Origin of the sequence: Veillonella parvula (genome assembly GCF_002005185.1) — a bacterium.
Lineage (GTDB): Bacteria > Bacillota > Negativicutes > Veillonellales > Veillonellaceae > Veillonella > Veillonella parvula_M.
Map to the genome: position 1 here is coordinate 1,307,774 of NZ_CP019721.1, position 22,961 is coordinate 1,330,734.

Here is a 22,961-nt window from a genome sequence, read left to right on the forward strand (position 1 = left end):
ATGACCTCAGAAGCAAAAAAAGTACTTGTAATTGGTTCTGGTCCAATTATTATCGGTCAAGCTGCAGAGTTTGATTATGCTGGTACACAAGCATGCCGTTCCCTTCGAGAAGAGGGTTATAAAGTAGTATTAGTTAACTCCAACCCTGCTACTATTATGACTGATACAGATATTGCAGACCGCGTATATGTAGAACCGATTAGTCTTGAATTCGTAACAGAAGTTATAAAAAAAGAACGTCCTTGGGGCTTGTTGGCTACATTAGGTGGTCAAGTAGGTCTTAATATGGCGGTACAATTGTCTGAAGCTGGCGTATTAGAAGAATATGGTGTAAAACTTCTTGGTACAACTCTTGAAGCCATTAAACAAGCCGAAGACCGTGAACTCTTCAAAGAAGCGATGAAGGAAATCAACCAACCGGTTCCAGAATCCGATATCTTTAACGATCTTGAAGAAGCAGTAGCCTTTGCTAATCGTATTGGGTATCCTATTATCATCCGTCCTGCATATACATTAGGCGGTACTGGTGGAGGTATTGCCCATAATGAAGATGAAATGTATGAAATCACACGTCGTGGTTTGAAACTTTCACCAATTCACCAAATTCTAGCAGAACGTTCCGTTGCAGGCTGGAAAGAGATTGAATACGAAGTAATGCGCGATAGTGCAGATAACTGCATCATCGTATGTAATATGGAAAATATTGACCCTGTTGGTGTGCATACTGGGGATTCTATCGTTGTGGCACCAAGTCAAACCTTGAACGATATTCAATACCAAATGCTGCGTACCGCATCTGTAGAGATTATCCGTTATTTAAAAATCGAAGGCGGTTGTAACGTACAATACGCTTTGAATCCAAATAGCAACGAATATATTGTTATCGAAGTAAACCCTCGCGTATCTCGTTCCTCTGCATTGGCATCTAAAGCAACTGGGTACCCAATTGCGAAGGTAGCAGCAAAAATTGCAGTAGGCATGACATTGGATCAAATTACAAATGCTGTAACCGGTGAAACTAAAGCATGCTTTGAGCCGACTCTTGACTATGTAGTAACTAAGTTTCCACGCTGGCCTTTTGAAAAATTCAATTTGGCAGATCGTACCTTGGGCACACAAATGAAAGCCACTGGCGAAGTTATGGCTATCGACCGTTCTTTGGAAGGCTCCTTACTTAAAGCAATTCGTTCCTTGGAAATTGGTTTAGACCATATTGAGCTTAAGAAAATCGCTCATGAGTCTATGGAACAATTGATCGAACGTTTACATTTAGTAGATGATGAACGTATCTATGTTGTAGCAGAAGCACTTCGCAAGGGAATCAGTGTAGAAAAAATCCACTATATTACAAAAATTGATACATTCTTTATTGAAAAAATTAAAAACATTGTTACTGTGGAAAAAGCATTGGCTGAGCAAGGTTTAACAGAGGATGTATTGCGCAAAGCAAAACGTTATTCCTTCACTGATTCTGTTATCGCTCGTTATGCTAATACAACTGTAGAAGATGTTCGTGCAAAACGTAAAGAATGGAATATTCTTCCAACATATAAATACGTAGATACTTGCGCAGCTGAATTTGAATCTAAAACACCTTATTACTACAGTGCGTATGCACAAGAGGATGAGGTTCGTCCATTAGGCGATAAATCCGTAGTGGTACTTGGTTCCGGTCCAATCCGTATCGGTCAAGGGGTAGAGTTCGATTACTGTTCCGTACATTCCTCTTGGGCCCTTCGTAAAGCGGGTTACCAATCTATTATGATTAATAACAACCCAGAAACAGTGTCTACTGACTTTGATATTTCTGACTCTTTATACTTTGAGCCATTGACTGTGGACGATGTAATGGAAATCATCAATAAAGAACAGCCAGCTGGCGTCATTGCTCAATTTGGTGGTCAAACGGCTATCAATTTGGCAGGCCCATTGGCAGAACGTGGCGTCAAAATCCTCGGTACATCCGTAGATAGCATTGATATGGCGGAAGACCGTGAACGCTTTGATGAATTGTTGGCGAAACTTGGTATTCCTCGCCCAGTAGGTGCTCTGGTAACCTCTGATGAAGAAGCACAAGAAGCAGCTAAAAAGTTGAAATACCCGTTAATCGTTCGCCCTTCTTATGTATTGGGCGGTCGTGCGATGGAAATCGTATACAACGATAAAGAGCTTGATGTATACATGAAGGAAGCCGTAGTAGCATCTAAGGAGCATCCTGTTCTTATCGACCGTTACATGGTTGGTATGGAGGTAGAGGTTGACGCTATTTCTGACGGTACCGATGTATGTATCCCTGGTATTATGGAACAAATCGAACGCGCCGGTGTTCACTCTGGTGACTCCATGGCCGTTTATCCAGCTCAACATTTGAGCCAAGAATTGATTGATCAAATCGTAGATTATACACGTCGTATTGCGGTAGGTCTCAATGTTAAAGGTGTTCTAAATATTCAGTATATCGTGGCTGACGGTGAGCTTAATGTTATCGAAGTTAACCCTCGTTCTAGCCGTACTGTACCATTCATTTCTAAGGTTACAGGTATCAATATGGTAGAATGTGCAACACGCATTGCCCTTGGTGAAAGCTTAAAAGACTTAGGCTTACCACTTGGTCTTGTACCTAATAAACCATATGTAGCTGTAAAAGCACCTGTATTCTCCTTCTCTAAAATGGGTCTTGTAGAAATCGCTCTTGGACCTGAAATGAAATCTACTGGTGAGGTTATGGGGATTGGTCGCACATATTCTGAAGCTTTATTCAAAGCTATCAATGGTGCCAACATGCGTATCCCAGAGGATGGTACAATCCTTATGACTGTTGCAGACCGCGATAAAGAGGAGGCTAGTCAATTAGCAAAAGGCTTTATTGATTTGGGCTATCATATTGAAGCGACAGGTGGTACTGGTAAATACTTCAAAGAACATGGCGTTGACTGCAAAATAGTTAACAAAATCTCTGAAGGTGATGATAACTGTGCTGACCACATTCGTCAAGACAAAGTCGATCTTGTACTTAATACATTGACTGCAGGGAAACGACCTGAACGCGAAGGATTCCAATTGCGCCGTCTTGCTGTAGAAATGGGTACACCATGCTTAACAAGTCTCGATACAGCACGGGAAGTATTGCGTGTTGTGGCGAATCGTAAAGATGATGCGAACTACACTGTAGAAGCATTACAAGATTTTGAATTGGAGTAAAACCATGAGTGGCTATGTAGAACAGGGCGAAGTCGTTCGCAATGAGCAAATAGGCTCTGATGTGTGGGTTATGGATATTCACGCACCAAAACAGGCAGCAGAAGCAAAGATAGGACAGTTTTGTAATGTTCGCGTAGCGGACTCTACGGCGCCATTATTGCGCCGTCCTATTAGCTATGCTGGATTTGATGCCCGAAAGGGTACGATTACCCTTTTGTATCGCGTCGTAGGCAAGGGGACTAAAATTATGACACGTCTCGTGCCTGGTGATACATTAGATTGTTTGGGACCTTTGGGCGAACCGTTTGTAACATCTAATAATATGCTTCTCGTTGGCGGTGGCGTTGGTATTGCACCGATGCTATGTATCGCCTCTCATTTGCAAAAAGGTGAAGAAGCACAAGTTATTCTTGGTTTTAGAAATGAAAGTGAAACCTTCTGGGCTGATTTATTTAAAGATACGCCTGTTCAAGTCCACATCACTACTGATGATGGTAGCGTAGGTACAAAAGGCTTCCCTACAGCAATTATGCCTGATCTAATTAATGCTAATTCGTTTACTTCTGTTATGACTTGTGGTCCTATGCCTATGATGAAAGGCGTAGCACAAGTGGCTAAAGAACTCGATGTGCCATGCCAAGTATCTTTAGAAGAGCGCATGGGATGTGGTACGGGCGGTTGCTTAGGTTGCGCTTGTGATGGTGCCGGTGGCAAACGTTATAAAGTTTGTAAAGATGGTCCTGTATTCCCAGCTGAGGAGGTGTTCTTTTAATGAGTGAACGCGATTTAAATAACACCGTTACGCCTAATCCAAAGCTCGCCATCGATTACTGCGGGATTAAGATGAAAAATCCTATTATCGCTGCATCTGGTACCTTTGGTAATGGCCCTGAGTATGCTGGTTATTTAGACCTTAGTAATGAAGTAGGTGCTATTTCTGTAAAAGGCTTAACACCTAAAGGTCGTCATGGGAATCCTGGCACTCGCATTGCAGAAACACCATCTGGCGTATTGAACTGCATTGGCCTTGAAAATCCTGGGGCTGAACATTTTGTTAGGGAAATTCTACCGGATCTTGAGAAATATGATGTACCATTGCTAGCGAATATGTCTGCTGGTACGGTAGAGGAATTTGCGTGGATGGCAGAAACACTATCTGTAGATGGTATTGCAGGCCTTGAAGTTAATGTATCTTGCCCAAATGTAGAATGTGAAGGAATGGCTTTTGGTGTAGACTCAAAGGTCGTTGAAGCGGTAACTAAAGCGGTTCGTAAGGTAACGGATAAACCTGTTATCGTTAAGCTTTCACCAAATGTAACAGACATTGTAGAAATCGCAAAGGCTGTTGAGGCCGGTGGTGGCAATGGAGTAAGTCTCATTAATACCTTGTTGGGCATGGCTATAGATATTCACCGTCGTAAACCTGTATTGGGGAATATTTATGGTGGATTATCTGGCCCAGCCGTAAAGCCCGTGGCTCTTCGCATGGTTCATCAAGTTTATAAAGGGGTAACTATTCCTATTATTGGTCTTGGTGGTATCATGACTGGCACAGATGCTATCGAATTTATGATGGCAGGGGCGCAAGCCGTTCAAGTTGGTACAGCTACGATGGTAGATCCAACAGCAATTTCACGTATTGCCCGTGAAATGAGCGAATATGTAGAACAATATAATCTTAACAGCATCACTGATATTGTAGGTGCTGTTCATCAAGCTTAATAAAATCATATCTACGGTGAACTTAAGCAACCATAAGCATTGCCGTAATGTAAGATCTGATACAAAAAGACCTAGTACAAATTGTACTAGGTCTTTTCTTATGTATTGTATTGGCATCTATAATCAAATAGGTACCAATCATATGAGCTGTTAATGTCATAGTATGGTAATAGTATGTACAAATATGATTATACATAGGCTTTGTAAAAGTCAATAAATTGCTGTGCTACTGGGGAAAGTGCATGTCCTTTAAGTGTGATAAAAGCTTTTTTGAAATCCCCCGAGAATTCTGGCAATTTGATGCGGGCCATTTTGCGATGATTAATAAGTTCCTTAGCGTCCATTGGGACTAAAGAAACTGTACGACCAGAAGAGGCCCACTCAATAGCTGAGCTTTTTGTTGTAGTTATAGCTACCGCATTAAGTTGCTCCATATCTGTTAAGCTAGACTGCATAATCATTCGAACAGAGCCACCAGAAAGGGATAGAGGACATTTTTTTATGTCTTCCCACGTGATGGTATCATGCTCACGATCTGTCCAGAATACATCACGACGGAAAATAGCGTATAAATGCTCTTCTTGGGTAAGCAGGATATCGAATTTATCGACATCTACCATTTGAATATTGGCGATACCTAATTCGGCGCTACCGTTGATGAGTTGGGTCACTACATTTGTCATAAGTCCTTCATAAATTTCAAAATGGACAGATGGATATTTCATGGAAAAAGCTGGTAAATATTGCTGTACGATTGGCGTTGAACGAGATGCAGACGTCGCAATACGTAAAGTACCTTCAATGCGTGAATTCAATTGTTGTACAGCATTATATGTAGATTCTTCAATAGAGCAGAGTTGTTGCGCTTTTTCGTAGAAGATTTTACCAGCATCTGTTAATTGTAAGTTTGATCCTCGTTGGCCGCGTTTAATGTTGATTAATTGAGCCCCAAATTCAGCCTCTAAATATTTCAACTGCTTACTTAACGCTGGTTGTGTAATATGAAGAATCTCTGCGGCCTGTGTCATATTGCCCGTTTGAACAAGGGTAATAAAATTGTGGTAGTAAGATGTATCCATAGAATCTCCCTATTATACACATAATATGATAAATAAAAATTATAACGAACTAAGTAACGGTCATTTCACATTTAATAAAATGCTATATATACTAAATTCAACAAAGTAATAGAAAGTAAATTGAGTTTTAAATTATCTTTCTATACTTATCACAAATTTTGATATACAACAAGAGTTAAGAAAGCAGGTACTACTATGGGCGTGGTAAAAAGAACCTTAGGTCAAGCAATTCGTAATTGGGAAGCACGTAGATTAATGACGGCTCGTAATAAAATTAGCCGGAAAAAACAATTAGAACGAGTATGGCCTTATCCTATGACTAAGGAAAAACGTCGTGAACTCGGTCAAGGCATAGCCGGTTTAGTTAATAACGGCAATTAAAAGTTTGGAATCTACTAACTAGATTATTTATCTAGTGGTAGTACCACCTCAATAGAATCTAATACAGTACAAGTAGCAGCTCCATGACTTATGTCTTGGAGCTCTTTTTGTATGTGCTCTACACCAGTAGGTGGTATTAGAATTGTAATGTCTACATATTCACCAAAGCTTGCTTCATAATGTAATTTTTCGTCCTGGACATATCTTTCTACTGCTCCATACAGCGAATAGTCAATCTTTGCTTGTAGTCGGGTTCGTGTTGTATGTAGTTCTTTAGGGGCAAGACGTAAGGTTTCCGCAACGGAGTGTGAATAGGCCCGAATCAAGCCACCAGCGCCCAATTTAATACCTCCAAAATAACGTGTTACGACGACGGCTACATTGGTAATGCCAGTCTTTTTGAGTACTTCTAGCATTGGTTTACCTGCTGTACCTGATGGTTCTCCATTATCGGAAGATCGTTGTTGTTCTTGCTGTGGTCCTAATGCATAGGCTGTGCAGTTATGACGTGCATCCCAGAATTCTTTATTGATGCGGCTTATAAAGGTTTGGGCTTCCTCTTCAGTCTTGCAAGGATATACAGTTGTTATAAACCGTGATTTTTCAACAACATATTCATGGCGAAATTCTTTTGCTAGAGAAATAAATTCCACCGTAGGGCTTACTGATTCAGACATATATTCACCTCCTTTGGAATCAAAGCTTATGTTTATTCATCATCACTTTATTATAATCTATTTATGAAGGCTATGTATAGGTAAAAGCGGTTAATTCCCTTATAAAAAAGAAATAACCCTCTATATTTGGTAGGATATTGACGTAATGAGAATTTATGTTATCATTAAATATAGATATATGAGTAGTTAGTCATGTAATATGTTCATATATTGAAGTTTTAGAATATATTGAAACATTCTTAGTGAACGTGTTTATTGCTATTTTATTTACAATAGGATATATAGCTTTTTATAGATAGATGTTTAGACGTATATTTAAGTACATAAATACAAAATATAGTACGAATTTGTAATAATATAGTAAGTTGTAAGATAAGATATATCTACAGAGTAGAAAGGCCTGTGAATATGAGCGTAAAAAAACAAGAATTTGATATTACAGGTATGCACTGTGCAGCCTGTGTAAAACGCGTTGAAAACGTTGTTTCTAAAGTCGAGGGCGTAGAATCTGTTAAGGTCAACCTCTTAACTCGAAAGGGGAGCGTTGAATATAAAGATGGCGCTACTATAGATTCACAACAGATTATTGATGCCATTACGAATATTGGTTTTGGTGCTACAGAAGCAGACGAAACAAAGCAAGAAATAGAAAAGGTTAACTTAAAACCTCATATTATACGACTTATTATTGCCGCCTGTATGGCAGTACCGATGATGATTAATATGACCTTACATCGATTTGGTATTCAGGCATTGCCTGTATGGGTAGAGTTTGTTCTTGCTACTATTGCTCAGTTCGGTCCTGGTCTTATGTTCTATAAGAGCGCCTGGAGTGCAGTGAAAAATGGGGCGCTTACGATGGATGTACTCGTAGTAATGGGCACGACGGTAGCTTATCTATTCAGTATCTATAACTGGCAATTTCACCCTGAATTAGGCCCTCATGGAATATATTTTGAAACCTCTGCGTGGCTCATTACTTTTATCCTTCTTGGTAAACTTTTAGAAGAGATTGCAAAAGGGCGTACCTCCGAAGCACTTCAAAAATTGATTGCCTTACAACCTGCAACGGCTCATGTGTTGCGTGATGGAGAATTTATTGATATCCCTACATCTAAGGTGGTAGCCGGTGATATTTTACAAGTTCGTGCAGGTGAAAAAATCCCTGTTGATGGCACGATTACTGAGGGATATTCCACAGTAGATGAGGCTATGCTGACCGGTGAAAGCTTACCGGTAGAAAAACAAGTTGGTTCTGAAGTTATTGGTGCTACTATAAACCTAAGTGGTGCTTTTACCATGGAAGCCAAGCGTATCGGTTCCGATACGATGTTGTCTCAAATTATCAAGGTTGTAGAAGAGGCACAAACCTCCAAGGCTAGTATTCAACGTATTGCAGATATCGTGGCTCAATATTTTGTACCGACCGTTATTGGCCTTGCTGTTTTGACAGGTCTTGTGTGGTACTTCATTATGGGAGATTCTATTAACGTTGCTCTCATTAATGCAACAGCGGTACTGGTTATCGCATGTCCTTGTGCGCTTGGCCTTGCTACACCAACATCTATCATGGTTGGGTCTGGCCTTGGTGCGGAACACGGTGTGCTCATCAAGAGTGCAGAATATCTTGAAAAAGCGGGTAAACTCGATGCCATTGTTATGGATAAAACCGGTACCCTTACACAGGGTGTATTGGATGTGACGGCTTTTAAAAATTATAATGGTGATGAAAGTACTAATATGTCTATTATGATGGCTCTTGAAAGTGGTACATCTCATCCGATTGCAAAGGCCATGGTTTACTATGGTGAAGATCATGGCTATAAAGGTAAAGCTGTTGAACTTGAAAGTTTTGCTGATGTACCAGGTAAAGGGTTACAAGGTGCATACCAAGGCGTATCCATACAACTTGGGCACAGTCGTTGGATGAATGAACTAGGTTATGATTTAACGGCGGTTCAAGAAGATATTTTACAATTTGAAGAACAAGGTGCTTCCGTATCTGTTCTAGCTGTAGATGGCGTTGTTAGTGCTTTGTGGGCTGTAGAAGACGAATTACGTCCAGAAACTATCGAGGTTGTAAAAGAGTTACATGCTCAAGGTATTGATGTATGGATGCTTACTGGTGATAATCGTCGAACTGCTCAATATATTGCTAAACAGGCGGGTATCTCCCATGTTATAGCTGAAGTATTGCCTCAAGACAAGGCTAGTAAGGTAAAAGAATTACAAGATAAAGGTCTTGTAGTGGGGATGGTTGGTGACGGTATCAATGATGCTCCTGCTCTCGTTACGGCAGATATTGGTTTTGCTATTGGCAGTGGTACAGATATTGCGGTAGAAGCAGCCGACATCGTCCTTGTACGAAATGATTTACATACCTTGGTACAAGCAGTACGACTCAGCCGTAAGACAATGACCAATATTAAACAAAACTTATTCTGGGCATTGATCTTTAACTGTATCGGTATTCCGTTGGCCGCAATAGGTGCATTAAATCCAATGATTGCGGGTACAGCGATGGCATTTAGCTCTGTAACAGTCGTAGGTAACTCGCTTCGTTTGAAGCGAGCTAAAATTTAAGATTATACATATAATTGAATACTATAAAGCACCTATACAGGGGTATAGGTGCTTTATTATATCTACAGACATATAGTTAAGTATATATTTATATCTTATATTGAGACGTGAAATGGATATTTAATTTCTACGATAATGGTGTTTTTAGACGGCTTATGATTTGTTATACTGAATATAGTAATTGATTTAAAAGAGAGGTTCATGATTATGAAATTAAGTACTCGAGACATTGTCTATATTGGTTTTATTGCCGCGTTATGTGCAGTGGCTACTACAATTCGCATTGAAATACCAGGTGGCGCTATGGTTCATTTAGGATCGGCTGCACTCTTTACAACATCTATACTTTTTGGTGGATTATATGGAGGCTTGGGTGCGGCAATTGGATCTGCACTATTTGATCTCTTTGGTGGTCATACACAGTACATCGTATTCTCTTTCTTTATTAAAGGAATTGCAGGACTTATCGTAGGTGGTATGACTGCAGGCTATCTGCCACCCTCTATTACAAAACCAACTGCATCCTTTGGTCGTATTTTAGTAGCCCTTATTATTGGTGCTGTTTGGACAGCTTTAGGCTACTTCCTTGCGTGGTGGTTCGTTCTTGAAAGTGCGGTCGTGGCGGCTAGTAAAATTCAATACTCTTTGATTACAAGTGCCGCAGGGATTGTGGTTGCTATTGTATTAACCCCTAAATTACAAACGATAGTGCGCAGATTGTTTACTAAAAATTAATTGCTACAATGTCTTAGCATGTTTTAGTTAGGCACTGCTAAAAAAGCTATAATAATCTGATACATTGATAAATAAACTATCATATCGATAAATACAAAAGCCTTTAGTTGCTAAATTAGTTTAGCGTCTAAAGGCTTTTGTGTTAGGTTATTATTTTATAGTTAGTGCTTGTATTAGCTATTAAGCTATTAGAAATTACAAAGATCGTTTAAATTTTCTGCCATTGTAGGGTGTGTGAAGATTTGATTTTTGAAATATGTATATGGAATGTTGTTATCCATAGCCATTTTAATTAAGTTGATCAATTCTTCTGCGCCTTGGGAATAGAGTGTAGCGCCCAGGATTAAGTCGTTATCCGCATCTACAACAATTTTAAAAGCACCTTTTAAATAGTCGTTTACATGTGCTCTAGGCATGGTAGCTACGAGCATTTCTTTCGTTTTAACAGTATATCCTTGGTTGATTGCATCTTCTTCTGTAAGACCTACACGAGAAAGTGGAGGTGTTAAGAAGGTAGTATAAGGTATATTTTTACGATCTTTTAAGGTATACTGGCCGTTGCCTGTAAGTGCACCAAATACGATACGGAAGTCATCAAGAGATATATATGTGAATTGAGGTCCACCATTTACATCACCGACTGCGTATACGCCAGGAATGGAGCTTTCACAAGTATCATTAACTACAATAGCACCGCGTTTGTTAGTAGCGATGTCCGTATGCTCTAAACCGATATTAGCTGTATTGGCTTTGCGACCTGTAGCGTATAGAACAGCATCAAACGTATAGTTTTGATTATTAGCTGTGATAACTGGTTTGTTGCCATCATTGGATACAGATTCTAATGTTACATTATTAAGAATGGTAATGCCTTGTTCAGTTAAGTACTCAGTAGCTAACTCTTGAACGATAGGTTCTTCGCGTTTTAAGATGCTAGATTCGATGTTGAATACAGTTACCTTAGCACCAAGTTTTGCATATAGACTTGCAAATTCAAGGCCGATAGGACCAGCGCCGATAACGCCTAATGTACTAGGTTGAGTAGGTAATTGTTGAATTTCAGTACTATTATAGAAACCTGTAGCTGTATTGATGCCAGGAATATTAGGCTTAATGGCCACAGCTCCGGTATTAATAATAATCGTGTCAGCAGATAAGATAATCTTATCTTCACCGGCAGTAACAGCGACTTCTTTATTGCTAATGAATTCGCCATGCCCAGTATAGACATCGACATGATCATTAGAATCTAACATAGTAAAGTTTTTATTGCGTAAGCGCGATGTAACAACCTCACGTTGATTTAATACTTGATCGTATGATAAGCCTTTTGATGCGGCAATGATCATAGTCTTAGTAGGGATACATGCGATATTAATACATGTACCACCGTACATTAGAGGATTTTCTTCAATCATGGCTACGGATTTGCCCATAGAGCCAAATTTTGCGGCTAAGGTTTTACCAGCCTTGCCGAAACCTAAGACGATAATGTCATATTGTTTGGTATTCATATAATACCTCCTGTTTTTTATATTGAAAATATTAGATATTGATATTATAGCATATTATTATAGATATAAAAGTAGAAATTAGAATTAATTATCATTGATTATGAATTAAATTTGTCTAGAATGATTATGTTAAGGTAGTCAATTAGTTTATGATTTTGGTTCAAGGGGATGAGATAGCTTGTATAACTGTGATTTATATGTATTATAGTAATGAATTAAGTGTGTTAAGTATTTCTACTTGACACATCTTTTTTTATAATGTACCATATGTAAAGTAATATGACTTGACAGTGATGGAGGTGGCGAAATGGAAGAACGAGTACTCATAAGTTTGCTCTTAGATTTCTATGGGCCATTGTTGACGGACAAGCAACGCATGTCCTTACAACTTCACCACGAAGATGATATGTCTCTTGGCGAGATTGCTGAGGAATTAGGCGTATCACGACAGGCTGTACACGATAACTTACAGCGTGCTCGACACATTTTAAATGATTACGAATCAAAATTGCACTTGGTGGCACAATATGAACAACGGGAAGGCTTGCTTTCACAGTTGAAAGCAACATTGCCTAAAGAGGTGTTAGCCGAAACCAAGGTGCAACAAGTATTGGCGCAAATGGAGGGATATTATGGCATTTGATAGCTTGTCAGAAAAACTGCAAGAAGCCTTTCAATCCTTAAAGGGGAAGGGCAAAATTACAGAAGATGATGTCAATCTTGCGTTGCGTCAGGTACGTACGGCTCTATTAGAAGCGGACGTTAATTTTATGGTAGCGAAGGACTTTGTTAAGTCCATTAAGGAAAAGGCCCTCGGTGAAGAGGTGTTCGGTTCCTTGAATCCAGCTCAAACGGTTATTAAAATCGTAAATGATGAGTTAACGGCTCTCTTAGGTGGTACACAAAGTCGTATCATGATTTCTAGCAAGCCACCAACAATTATTATGCTCGTTGGTTTGCAAGGTGCTGGTAAAACCACAACAGCTGGTAAACTAGCTGTATACTTACGCAAACAAGGTAAACGTCCGATGCTTGTCGCTGCCGACGTATATCGTCCAGCTGCGATTACTCAGTTGCAAGTTGTAGGTAAGCAAATTGATATTCCAGTATTTTCGGATGAAACACCTGGTGCAAATCCAGTAGATATTGCGCGTCGTGCCGTAGAGCAAAGCACGCATATGTTGAAAGATGTTGTTATTATCGATACAGCAGGTCGTTTGGCAATTGATGAAGTCCTCATGGATGAGTTGTCCAATATCAAAGCTGCTGTTCGACCTCATGAAATTCTACTCGTTGTAGATTCTATGATCGGTCAAGATGCGGTAACAACAGCGCAAACATTTAATGAAAAATTAGGTGTTGATGGTGTTATCCTTACTAAACTTGATGGTGATGCACGCGGTGGTGCTGCATTATCTATCAAAGCTGTAACAGGCTTGCCAATCAAGTTCACTGGTGTGAGCGAAAAAATGGATGGTTTCGATGTATTCTATCCAGATCGCATGGCTTCTCGTATCCTAGATTTGGGCGACTTTAAAACGTTGATTGAAAATGTTCAAGGTGCCATCGATGAAGAAGAAGCTCGTGAAATGGCAAAGAAAATGGCTAAAAACAATTTCACTTTGGATGACTTCTTAAAACAGATGAACCAGGTGAGAAAGTTAGGGCCATTACAAAATATTATTGGCATGTTGCCAGGTATGGGGCAAATTAAGGACCAATTAAAGGACCTTGATTTGAATAGTAAAGAGGTGCGTCGTATTGAGGCTATCATTACATCCATGACGGCGGCAGAGCGAGAAAATCCAAGTATTCTTAATGGTTCTCGCCGCAAGCGTATTGCATTAGGTTCTGGTACACAGGTTCAAGATGTAAATCGCTTGTTGAAACAATTTGAAGAAGCGCGGAAGATGATGAAGCGCATGCAAGGTTTACGTGGCGGTAAGGGCGGTTTCCCTGGAATGCCTAAATTGCCGTTTATGTAATACATGGGCAGGGGCGCTGAACTTGTCCATCCACATCAGTATAAGGAGGTGAATTTCACAATGTTAAAAATTCGTTTGACTCGTTTAGGTGCTAAAAAAGCTCCTTTCTACCGTATCGTAGTTGCTGACGCACGTGCTCCACGTGAAGGTCGTCCTGTTGACACAATTGGTCAATATGATGCTACTAAACAACCAGCTATCGTTAATGTAGACGAAGAAAAAGCTTTGGCTTGGTTAGCTAAAGGTGCTCAGCCTACTGACACTGTTCGCTCCTTGTTCAAAAAACAAGGCGTTATGCAAAAATTTGCAGACGCTAAAAAGTAATTAATAGAGAGGCATACTGTGATGATAGAATTAATTTCATTAATTGCGAAATCATTAGTGAAGCAGCCTGATGCCGTTTCTGTTACCATGGTCCAAAAGGGGAATGTGGAAGTTTACGAACTTCATGTAGCCCCAGAGGATATGGGTAAAGTCATCGGAAAGCAAGGTAGAATTGCTAAAGCGATTCGCTCTGTGGTGAAAGCGGCGGCTATTAAAGAGAACAAAAAGATATCTGTTGATATTGTCTAAAAGGGAGTATTCCAATGGAAGAAATGACATTACGTGTCCCTGTAGCAGTAAAAGCAAAAGTAACAGACGACTTGAAAGCGAAAATTGTATCCGATCTTGAAACTCGCCTTGATATGGTAAATAAAGATTTGGAAGCAATTGAGTTTCAAGCCCAACGTATTTTGGCTGATGCAGCTAAAGTTGATGCTACAAGTCTTACTGCTATTCGTCAACAAATCGACGAAGAAAAAAATAAACGCTTGGCTTTCAAAGAAGAAGTAACAGCTAAATTGAAGGATGCTAAGGAGTTGTCTTTAGGAACTGAAATTCCTCAAGGTACATTAGAGCAAACAGTTACCGTTAAAATCGGGGATAATTTGGATGCCTTGATGGGCGCTGAAATCCTATTAGAAGACGGTAAGATCGTTGCGTTTCGTCAATAATGAAGCATAACGATTTCATCACAATAGGTGTTATCATCGCCCCGCACGGTGTGCGGGGTGATCTTCGTATTATGCCTCAAACCGATTTTCCAGAACGGTTTATGCATATGGATGCCTGTTACATCGATGGTAAAGAATACCACGTTGCATCCGCACGATTTCACAAGCAATTTGTTTTAGCATCTTTTAAGGGAATTCCTGATCGCAATACGGCTGAACTATTCAGTAAGAAAGCAATTCAAGTTCGTCGTGAAGATTTAGTGGAATTGCCAGAAGGTCGTTACTATATTTTTGATATCATTGGCCTTGAGGTACAAGATACTATGGGTAACGTGCTTGGCACAGTTACTGATGTATTACAACCTGGTGCTAATGATGTATATGTGGTCTCCAAAGATGGGGAACCAGATCAATTATTTGCAGCCATTGAAGAGGTCGTTAAAGACATCGATGTGGAAAATAAATTGATGATCGTAGATCCGCCTGAATGGATATAATCCTTTGGGCGGTTTTGTTTTATCTACATATAGGTATATTAGCGTAAAAGTTATATAATATAGCTATATATAGATAATACTAATGGGTTAATGTGAGTTAATAAGTACAGGGGACGGTTTATGCGTATTGATATTGTATCTTTATTTCCAGATTTTTTTGATGCGTTTTTTAATCATTCCATCATAAAACGAGCTATTGAGACAGAACGTCTATCTGTGGGTGTAACGAATCCTCGAGATTTTAGCCATAATAAGCATGGCCAAGTAGATGATACACCATATGGTGGTGGGGCTGGTATGCTTATGATGGCACCTCCTATTTTTGAAGCCGTAGAATCCGTTATTGCTCAATATGATAGTGATATTAATGATATTTATACCACAGATGAGATGTGTGATGAAATGAGTCTTATTGGTAATCCTAATGAAAGTATACGACGTCGTATTATCTTTATGGGACCTACAGGACAGCCTTTCACACAGGAGAAGGCTCGTGAATTGGCTAGCTATGATCAAGTGGTCCTTATTTGTGGTCATTATGAAGGTGTAGATTATCGCGTAGAGAAACATCTTGTAGATGAAACGATTTCTATTGGTGATTATGTATTGACCGGTGGTGAGTTGCCAGCTATGGTAGTTACTGATGCAGTGGCTCGCATGATTCCCGGTGTATTAGGCGCAGCTAGTGGGGCCCAAGAGGATTCCTTTTATGAGCCCCTTTTAGAATGCCCACAATATACAAAACCACCAGAATTTAGAGGTTGGACTGTACCAGATGTATTACGCAGTGGTCATCATAAAAATATTGCTGCATGGCGTCAAAAAGAAGCACTGAAACGAACCCGCTTGTTGAGACCTGACTTATTAGAACGACCATTAACAAAAGAGGAAGTTAAACTGTTAAAAGAAATTGTTGCAGAAGAGTCTAGGCTATGAAATTTAAGTGTTATGATGTTGTAGAGATTCAGGGAAAACGATATGTAGTCGGGGAGGTCATTTCTTATCAAGAGTTTATCGTTGATAAAACAATACGTTATGACCTTAATGATGAAAATTATAAAAAAGAACTGGGTGTTTCCAAAGGAGCTCAGTCTTGGACAGAATATGGTCTTATGCCCGTTAATGGAACGGATAAAAAATGGCTTACCATTGTAAACGGTGAAAAAGAATATTGCACTTTTTCTGAAACAGTTTTACGTTCAACCCCTCCTGCAGGATATAGACTACATGATAAAGGTATAGAACGTGTCGTAGCTGTGGAGGGACAATCGAAGGCTAGAAGTGGCGACGAAGCAGATTATAAAGAATATAGATCAATTAAAAAGGATAAAACCTATGTATTCTTTATTGAGGGCTGGCATGGTGGTTTGACGGACCAAGCTCAAGGTGAGAGGATTCGTTTGTCTGATGTACATCGACGGCGAGATCAGGCTGCTCAAACAGCGAGTAAAAAGATTCGTAATGCAGCGCGCAGAAAAGAATGGACACGATTGGGTCTGAGTTGGGGAATCATTTTATTCTTTTTTGGATATTTGTTTATAGGAGATATGTCTTGGCATGAATTGCGTGATGAAGTAGGATTCCCATATACCATGGAAGAGCGCATTAAAGATTCCTATTATTATGAACCGCAAGGTACAAAAGACGGTTTGATGGTATATACGTCAAAGCAAGATCCAAATGCAACGGCTATCGATCTTATCGATGCTGTGTGTGGCAAGGTTTATACCATTAAACAAGATACTAAGTCCCCTGAGCAGTGGATTGTCATTTATACGACTAAAGATGTATCTGTTATTAGTGTGGTTAATGGCACTACGTATGTTGAAGTGGGGCAATTAAAAAACTTGTCAGATTCGGAGGATAGGCGTATAGCGACTATTAGAAATGACAGTGAAATATTGTTACGATATGCGTATATGGTGGAGTTAAAGAATAAGCAGGGTCGTAAGACGTTATCAAATATAATAAAAGATTGATATAGTATTGATTTCAGTTACGAAATCAAACGAAGGAATTTATATGTATGAACCAAGTAAGAATACTGTTTACATAGCCATAGCCTTTACATCTATAGCAGCTCTAGTAGGCGCTTATTCGTATTGGGACGATGTTAGCTATGCTCTATGTGATATGGTCAAACCAGAATTAAATAATGGTGAAGTACGGCTCGTTGATGATGAAGGTAAAAGCTATACCTTGATTAATCACGGTGATGGAAAAGAAACTGCGCTCTATGATGATGCAGAAAAATCTGTTACCTTTCATCGTGATGAGAAAGGCAATATTATATGGGATGCAGGCTTAGCCAGTTTGATTCCAACTTTGGCGGTAGGTTACTATGCGTTCCATGGCTTTTCAGCTCCAACGGCATATATGGATGCACCCAGTATGACCTATCGTGCTACATCGCCACTTACATCTTTTGATGCAAATACAGACGCTAGCAAATCTAATAGTGCAAGAGTGGCTAGGACTATTAATGAGATGACTAGAAATCGTTACAATACTAAAACGAGTAGTCGGGCACATAGAATTGGTGAAAAGTATGGCTTTGGTAGTGTAGGGGCTCGAACTTCGAGCGGTGCCTCTTAATGAAAGGATGAACAATGAAATCCTATATTGATGAGCTTGATAGAAATATATTTAATTTCGTGGAATATGAAGGGTATGATGATCGTTATCCGTCATTGTCTATGCAGGCCTTTTCATCCGACTTTTACGATGAAATTCGTCATGCTTCACGTAGATTATTTCAAATATTTTGTAAAGCTGCAAAAGTATTTCAAATGGCCCCAGATGATTTTGCACGAAACATGGATATGCCAGACAATTTAATTCCTTATTTACATAAGTCGAATGCCTTAGGGTTACCGACGTGGTTATCTCGCTTTGATTTTGTTCTCGATGTAAATGGCAATTTGCGCATGGTAGAACTTAATGCAGATACGCCGTGTTTTCTTATTGAGAGCTATTATGCCAATGAAATTGGAGCTAATTATGTAGGAAGAAAACATCCTAATACAGAATGCCGAAAAGAATTACATACATTTTTAAAGCGCATGTATGATGCTGTTTTATCTGCTAAGTATGGTAGAAATCAATATAAGTCTATGCTGGCAAATAGAGAAAGACTACCTAAGGATCCCTTTGTATTCTCCTGCTTCCATGATTATTTTGAAGATTACGGAACAGCACAGTTTCTTATGAATGAGCTAAAAACGGCCTGTCCTGAGGCTGACACGCGCTTTATATCTTTTTATGATATGAAGATTGATGATGATGGTATTCCTTTAGCAGATGGTAGTCATGCGACCCTATTATATCGATTACATCCCATGGAGCTTTTGATTGATGAGCGGACGCCTGATGATGAACCTTTGGGTGAGATGTTCTTAGATCTTTACGAGGAGAATAGATTTGCTCTTTTTAATCCGCCAGAGGCAATTATTTTACAAAACAAATCATTTATGTCTTTAGTGTATGCGTTGTATTTAACAGATCAATTTTTTACGAAACCAGATCGAGATATCATTGAGCGTTATTTGGCACCATCCTATTTTGAAAATGATTTTTCCTCTCTTGATGATGGCCTTTATATTCAAAAGGAGATTTGGGGGCGTGAAGGAAAGCATGTACAAGTTGTTCAAAAGCGTGGTGATACATCTGAGCTTTACATGGAAAAGCTAGTTGATAACTATGACGATATCATTTGTCGTGATAGTAAAAAGGTTATGTATCAAGATTTTATACAGCAGAAACGTTTTACTCATACAGTGGATTGTGGAGTGAAAGATGGATTTTTAACCTTATCCTGTTTTATGCTTGGTGATCAAGCTTCCGCGGTAGGATGCCGTTTTTCTCCGGAAGAGATAGCTGGTACAGAAGCATACTTTGTACCATTATTAATAGAGTAAGCGAAATACTATGAAATTTGTGACCATATAGTATGGGCAAACGAATGATAATAGGTGTATTTAGTAGCAGTCGTGCTTATGTCTACTTTAGCGAGGGTGCGTATGGAGTTTAATTGTTATGATGTCTTAGAGGTTCATGGCAGCCGTTATGTAATCACTGAGAAAATTAAATATATAGAGATTATTCCAAAAGCAGATAAGGAACAATCCTATAGGGGCCAGCCGTCTATGACAAAATCACCAGGTGATTATTGGCATGAATATGGACTAGAGGCTGTTGAGGGAATCGATAAAATATGGTTAACCATTGAGTACAATGATAATGAATGGTGTACCGTATCTAGAACATCCTTTCATACACGGCCGGGGAAAGATTTTACATTACATCAAATCGGCTTAGAAAAGGTTGTCGATGTGGATGGTGAAAGTGGTGCCTCCGTAGGGGACCGCGCAGGATATAGAGAATATCAGCTACCTTGTGAAGGTGGTGCTAGTGTATTTTTTGAAGAAGAGTGGTTTGAAGGTAAAAAAATGTTTGCCGAAGGATCACGAGTACCCTTGGTGAACATTCGTCTTTGTAATGATGCAGCCGCTCAAGCTATTAAGCAAAAGATGCGTAACAAATCAATGAAAAAGAGGTTTGGATCTATTGCTGTTGGCGTGGGGTATGGTGTACTATTTTTACTATTTCTATTTTGGTCGGACAATGATTTGTCTTGGCATAGTATACGCGCTATGTTTGGAGTGCCTTACACGGCAAAAGAACATATGCATGACACATCTGCATATTATACAAAAACAGATTCGGATAGCGACTATGTATACACGTCTACACTAGATCCTGTTAGTACCGCATTAGACTTGATTGATTCTGTGAATGGTGATATTAAGAATGAGCGGGATAACTTAGAAGAGGGACATGAAGTTATTGTATTTTATTCTGGGGACTTGGTGTATCTCATCACTAATACGGATGGACAAACTAGGGTTAAGGTATGTGAACAATCAAAATTAACACAAGAGGATTGGAAAATTATTGATCGTACATTAATCAGCTCTCATATGCTCGATAACTATGCGACCATGGTTCGACTAGGGGATAATACGGGACGCGAACGATTGTATCCTACCAGCAACTCTAACAACACATCCAATACAAAATTATATTATTAGGAGGCTTATTATGATTTATATACCAGATGTATTATTGACAATTTTTTATGCTTGTTTTGGCATTATGCTGATGTTAACTGCGAATACGGTTATCGATTTCTTCGTACCTGGTAAATTTAGTGAAGAAATTAAGCGTGGTAATTGTGCTGTGGCGTGGCTTTCAGCGGGATCATTTATCGGTATCGGTGAAATTTTGCGCGCTGTTATTATGTCACCAGCCGTGACTACGGCTGATACGTCCCTGTTACATGGCATTGTAGCCAGTGTTGTATACGCTGTGCTAGGTATTATACTATTTGTAACGGGCTATATGTTTATCAATATTTGGCATCGTAAATATAAATTGTCTGAAGAAATTATGCGTGGTAATACAGCGGCTGGTATTCTTGTATTTGGCATTTTCGTAGGTCTTGCCCTTGTTATTAGCGGTGCTGTGCACTAAGGGAGTGTTCTATGTATAAGCCAAGTAAGAAAACCATATACCTTACAGGTGCTTTCGCTGCCGTTGCTGGTCTTGTAGGTGTATATTCCTACTGGAATGATATCTCCTATGCTGTGTGCGACAAGGTTTACCCAGAAGCAAATGAAGGGGAGGTTCGATTAAAGGATAACCAAGGAAACCGATATTCTTTATTAAATCATGGTGATGGTAAAGAAACAGCCTTATACGACGATAATCGATCCGTTACCTTTTACCGAGATAATAGTGGCAATTTGGTGTGGGATGCGGGGCTAGCAGGGCTCTTACCAAGTATTGCTGCAGGATATTATATATTTCACGGTTTTAATCCACCTACTGCACGCATGGATGGACGAACCATGACATATCGCATAGCAGCACCATTACAAACGTATGAGGAGCCCTATGTATATACCGCATCAGGGTCGAATGTACATAGCGCTATGGGGCGGAGCTTTTATAGAACTTATGAACGCAATAGAAGTAAAAAGGCGTCTTCCATAGGACAGAAGTCTGGATTTGGTAGTGCTGGCGCACGGTCTAGTGCTTCGTAATGGATATGATGGCAATGTATGTTAATGAAGGTTAGTTTAGAATTTAGGAGATATAGTATTGGCTAATTTATATATTGGACTTGTTCATTATCCTATTATGAATAAACATAAAGAGGTCATTACGACGGCTATTACAAATTATGATATACATGATATTGCACGAGCATCTATTACCTATGATGTGTCTAAATATTTTGTCATTCATAATATTCCAGCTCAACGTGAGTTGGTAAGTACGATTATGGAACATTGGAAATCTGGATTTGGCTCTACTTACAATCCAGATCGCAAGGATGCTTTCACCGGCGTGGAATTGGTAAACTCAATTGCGGTAGCGGTGCGAACAATTGAAGACATAGAAGGTATAAAACCTATAGTAGCTACAACAGATGCTCGCACCTATGATAATACGATTTCCTATGCACGGATGCGTGAACATCTTGAAAATGAGGGGCGCCCTGTGTTAGTATTATTTGGTACCGGTTATGGTATGACAAAAGAAACGATGGAAAGCTTTGACTATATTTTAGAACCTATATATGGCCATGGTGAATACAATCATTTATCCGTGCGTAGTGCCGTATCAATCATCTTAGATCGGCTGCGGGGCGAAGCATGGTGGAATAAATAGGAGGCGTCTATGTCAGGACATTCTAAATGGGCAAATATTAAACATAAAAAAGGTAAAACCGATGCATTAAAAGCTAAATTGGCTACAAAAATCGGTCGTGAAATTACCGTTGCAGCACGCATGGGTGGTGCAGATCCAACTGGTAATATGCGTTTGAAATTGGCTTTGCAAAAAGCTCGTGAAAATAATATCCCTAAGGATAACATTCAACGTGCTATCGACAAAGGTATCGGTGCTACGGACATGAATGCATATGAAGAAATCGTATACGAAGGTTATGGTCCTGCAGGCGTTGCCGTTACTGTTGAAGTTATGACAGATAACCGTAACCGTGCTGCTGCAGACGTGCGCCATGCTTTTTCTAAACAAGGTGGTAACCTTGGTGAAAGCGGCTGTGTAGGTTGGATGTTCAAATCTAAAGGCGTATTCGTTATTGATAAAGAGGGTCATGATGAAGACGAAGTAACAATGCTCGCTCTCGAAGCTGGAGCAGAAGATCTTAAGTCTGAAGATGATGTGTTTGAAATTTATACAACACCAGAGGATTTTGATGCTGTAGAAGCAGCGATTGCTGATGCGGGTATCGAAACTGTAGTAGCTAAAATTACAATGGTTCCAGATACAACGATTGAGTTAGCTGGTGATGATGCTGTAAAAATGCAGAAAATGCTCGACGTATTGGATGATCTTGATGATGTACAAAACGTATATCACAACGGTATTTTGCCAGACGACGAAGAATAAATAAACAGGGGCACTCTATGGGTGCTCCTTTTCTATTGATAAATAAAACTCGGGCATTTATAAAAGTTAAGAAAATTAATATGTCTCATATATAATTCATAGGAAAATTCATG

The 22,961-nt window shown here is 39.4% G+C and carries 24 protein-coding genes; 21 read left to right on the top strand and 3 right to left on the bottom strand.

Features of this window, described 5'->3' with window-relative positions:
* The 3 genes from carB to B1A77_RS06025 are packed head-to-tail and all read left to right on the top strand — an operon-like array spanning position 1 to position 4,923.
* The gene (carB, locus tag B1A77_RS06015) at positions 1 to 3,201 is read left to right on the top strand and encodes a carbamoyl-phosphate synthase large subunit (RefSeq protein WP_077708261.1); all 3,201 of its coding nucleotides are present in this window, start codon (positions 1 to 3) and stop codon (positions 3,199 to 3,201) included.
* 4 nt (positions 3,202 to 3,205) lie between these two features.
* Entirely contained in the window at positions 3,206 to 3,973 is a 768-nt protein-coding gene (locus B1A77_RS06020; protein ID WP_077708263.1) for a dihydroorotate dehydrogenase electron transfer subunit, read from the top strand.
* Positions 3,973 to 4,923, top strand: coding sequence for a dihydroorotate dehydrogenase (locus B1A77_RS06025; protein WP_077708266.1), 951 nt, complete (start codon positions 3,973 to 3,975; stop codon positions 4,921 to 4,923). Before B1A77_RS06020 ends, B1A77_RS06025 begins: the two co-directional genes overlap by 1 nt.
* Positions 4,924 to 5,111: 188 nt before the next feature.
* On the opposite strand, the gene B1A77_RS06030 is transcribed toward B1A77_RS06025, so the two are convergent.
* Positions 5,112 to 6,002, bottom strand: a complete 891-nt coding sequence (locus B1A77_RS06030) for a LysR family transcriptional regulator (protein WP_012864095.1) — start codon at positions 6,000 to 6,002, stop codon at positions 5,112 to 5,114.
* Positions 6,003 to 6,197: 195 nt separating this feature from the next.
* Between B1A77_RS06030 and B1A77_RS06035 the strand changes: the two genes are divergently transcribed.
* Positions 6,198 to 6,383 carry a hypothetical protein gene (locus B1A77_RS06035; protein WP_004695548.1) on the top strand — a complete coding sequence of 62 codons (186 nt, stop codon included), beginning with the start codon at positions 6,198 to 6,200 and terminating at the stop codon, positions 6,381 to 6,383.
* A gap of 23 nt (positions 6,384 to 6,406) precedes the next feature.
* Here B1A77_RS06035 and B1A77_RS06040 read toward each other — a convergent pair whose 3' ends face one another.
* Positions 6,407 to 7,060 (bottom strand): YigZ family protein, encoded by a 654-nt coding sequence (locus B1A77_RS06040; protein WP_077708268.1) that lies wholly within the window; start codon positions 7,058 to 7,060, stop codon positions 6,407 to 6,409.
* 408 nt (positions 7,061 to 7,468) lie between these two features.
* Between B1A77_RS06040 and B1A77_RS06045 the strand changes: the two genes are divergently transcribed.
* Positions 7,469 to 9,643 (top strand): heavy metal translocating P-type ATPase, encoded by a 2,175-nt coding sequence (locus B1A77_RS06045; RefSeq protein WP_077708270.1) that lies wholly within the window; start codon positions 7,469 to 7,471, stop codon positions 9,641 to 9,643.
* Between the two features lie 207 nt (positions 9,644 to 9,850).
* Positions 9,851 to 10,378 (top strand): ECF transporter S component, encoded by a 528-nt coding sequence (locus B1A77_RS06050; protein WP_008715744.1) that lies wholly within the window; start codon positions 9,851 to 9,853, stop codon positions 10,376 to 10,378.
* A gap of 188 nt (positions 10,379 to 10,566) precedes the next feature.
* On the opposite strand, the gene B1A77_RS06055 is transcribed toward B1A77_RS06050, so the two are convergent.
* Positions 10,567 to 11,892 (bottom strand): FAD-containing oxidoreductase, encoded by a 1,326-nt coding sequence (locus tag B1A77_RS06055; protein WP_077708272.1) that lies wholly within the window; start codon positions 11,890 to 11,892, stop codon positions 10,567 to 10,569.
* A 307-nt stretch (positions 11,893 to 12,199) separates the two neighbouring features.
* Here B1A77_RS06055 and ylxM point away from each other — a divergent pair, with 307 nt between their 5' ends.
* The 15 genes from ylxM to B1A77_RS06130 all read left to right on the top strand — a co-directional run bounded on the left by ylxM (position 12,200) and on the right by B1A77_RS06130 (position 22,848).
* On the top strand, positions 12,200 to 12,535 hold the full coding sequence (gene ylxM / locus B1A77_RS06060) for a YlxM family DNA-binding protein (protein ID WP_004695559.1): 336 nt from the start codon (positions 12,200 to 12,202) through the stop codon (positions 12,533 to 12,535).
* Complete coding sequence (gene ffh / locus B1A77_RS06065; protein WP_012864101.1) at positions 12,525 to 13,877, top strand: signal recognition particle protein; 1,353 nt, start codon at positions 12,525 to 12,527, stop codon at positions 13,875 to 13,877. The genes ylxM and ffh overlap by 11 nt, the downstream gene beginning before the upstream one ends.
* A gap of 60 nt (positions 13,878 to 13,937) precedes the next feature.
* A complete protein-coding gene (gene rpsP / locus B1A77_RS06070; protein ID WP_004695565.1) occupies positions 13,938 to 14,201 on the top strand; it encodes a 30S ribosomal protein S16 in 264 nt (87 codons plus the stop codon).
* A 21-nt stretch (positions 14,202 to 14,222) separates the two neighbouring features.
* The gene (locus tag B1A77_RS06075) at positions 14,223 to 14,450 is read left to right on the top strand and encodes a KH domain-containing protein (RefSeq protein ID WP_004695567.1); all 228 of its coding nucleotides are present in this window, start codon (positions 14,223 to 14,225) and stop codon (positions 14,448 to 14,450) included.
* Positions 14,451 to 14,464: 14 nt separating this feature from the next.
* Complete coding sequence (locus B1A77_RS06080; RefSeq protein ID WP_004695569.1) at positions 14,465 to 14,872, top strand: YlqD family protein; 408 nt, start codon at positions 14,465 to 14,467, stop codon at positions 14,870 to 14,872.
* Complete coding sequence (gene rimM / locus B1A77_RS06085) at positions 14,872 to 15,369, top strand: ribosome maturation factor RimM (RefSeq protein WP_039965491.1); 498 nt, start codon at positions 14,872 to 14,874, stop codon at positions 15,367 to 15,369. The genes B1A77_RS06080 and rimM overlap by 1 nt, the downstream gene beginning before the upstream one ends.
* A gap of 120 nt (positions 15,370 to 15,489) precedes the next feature.
* Positions 15,490 to 16,305: a tRNA (guanosine(37)-N1)-methyltransferase TrmD gene (gene trmD, locus B1A77_RS06090; protein ID WP_060919894.1), complete on the top strand. Its 816-nt coding sequence runs from the start codon at positions 15,490 to 15,492 to the stop codon at positions 16,303 to 16,305.
* Positions 16,302 to 17,348 (top strand): DUF4178 domain-containing protein, encoded by a 1,047-nt coding sequence (locus B1A77_RS06095; RefSeq protein ID WP_008603412.1) that lies wholly within the window; start codon positions 16,302 to 16,304, stop codon positions 17,346 to 17,348. Before trmD ends, B1A77_RS06095 begins: the two co-directional genes overlap by 4 nt.
* A gap of 43 nt (positions 17,349 to 17,391) precedes the next feature.
* A complete protein-coding gene (locus B1A77_RS06100) occupies positions 17,392 to 17,964 on the top strand; it encodes a hypothetical protein (RefSeq protein WP_004698457.1) in 573 nt (190 codons plus the stop codon).
* Between the two features lie 14 nt (positions 17,965 to 17,978).
* Complete coding sequence (locus B1A77_RS06105) at positions 17,979 to 19,286, top strand: glutathionylspermidine synthase family protein (protein WP_008603408.1); 1,308 nt, start codon at positions 17,979 to 17,981, stop codon at positions 19,284 to 19,286.
* Between the two features lie 102 nt (positions 19,287 to 19,388).
* Entirely contained in the window at positions 19,389 to 20,459 is a 1,071-nt protein-coding gene (locus B1A77_RS06110; RefSeq protein ID WP_039965490.1) for a hypothetical protein, read from the top strand.
* 10 nt (positions 20,460 to 20,469) lie between these two features.
* Entirely contained in the window at positions 20,470 to 20,901 is a 432-nt protein-coding gene (locus B1A77_RS06115) for a DUF350 domain-containing protein (protein WP_004698434.1), read from the top strand.
* An 11-nt stretch (positions 20,902 to 20,912) separates the two neighbouring features.
* Positions 20,913 to 21,473, top strand: coding sequence for a hypothetical protein (locus tag B1A77_RS06120; protein ID WP_077708274.1), 561 nt, complete (start codon positions 20,913 to 20,915; stop codon positions 21,471 to 21,473).
* Positions 21,474 to 21,531: 58 nt separating this feature from the next.
* Positions 21,532 to 22,104, top strand: coding sequence for an RNA methyltransferase (locus B1A77_RS06125; RefSeq protein WP_004695583.1), 573 nt, complete (start codon positions 21,532 to 21,534; stop codon positions 22,102 to 22,104).
* A 9-nt stretch (positions 22,105 to 22,113) separates the two neighbouring features.
* Positions 22,114 to 22,848 carry a YebC/PmpR family DNA-binding transcriptional regulator gene (locus B1A77_RS06130; protein ID WP_060919891.1) on the top strand — a complete coding sequence of 245 codons (735 nt, stop codon included), beginning with the start codon at positions 22,114 to 22,116 and terminating at the stop codon, positions 22,846 to 22,848.
* Positions 22,849 to 22,961 lie beyond the last annotated feature (113 nt).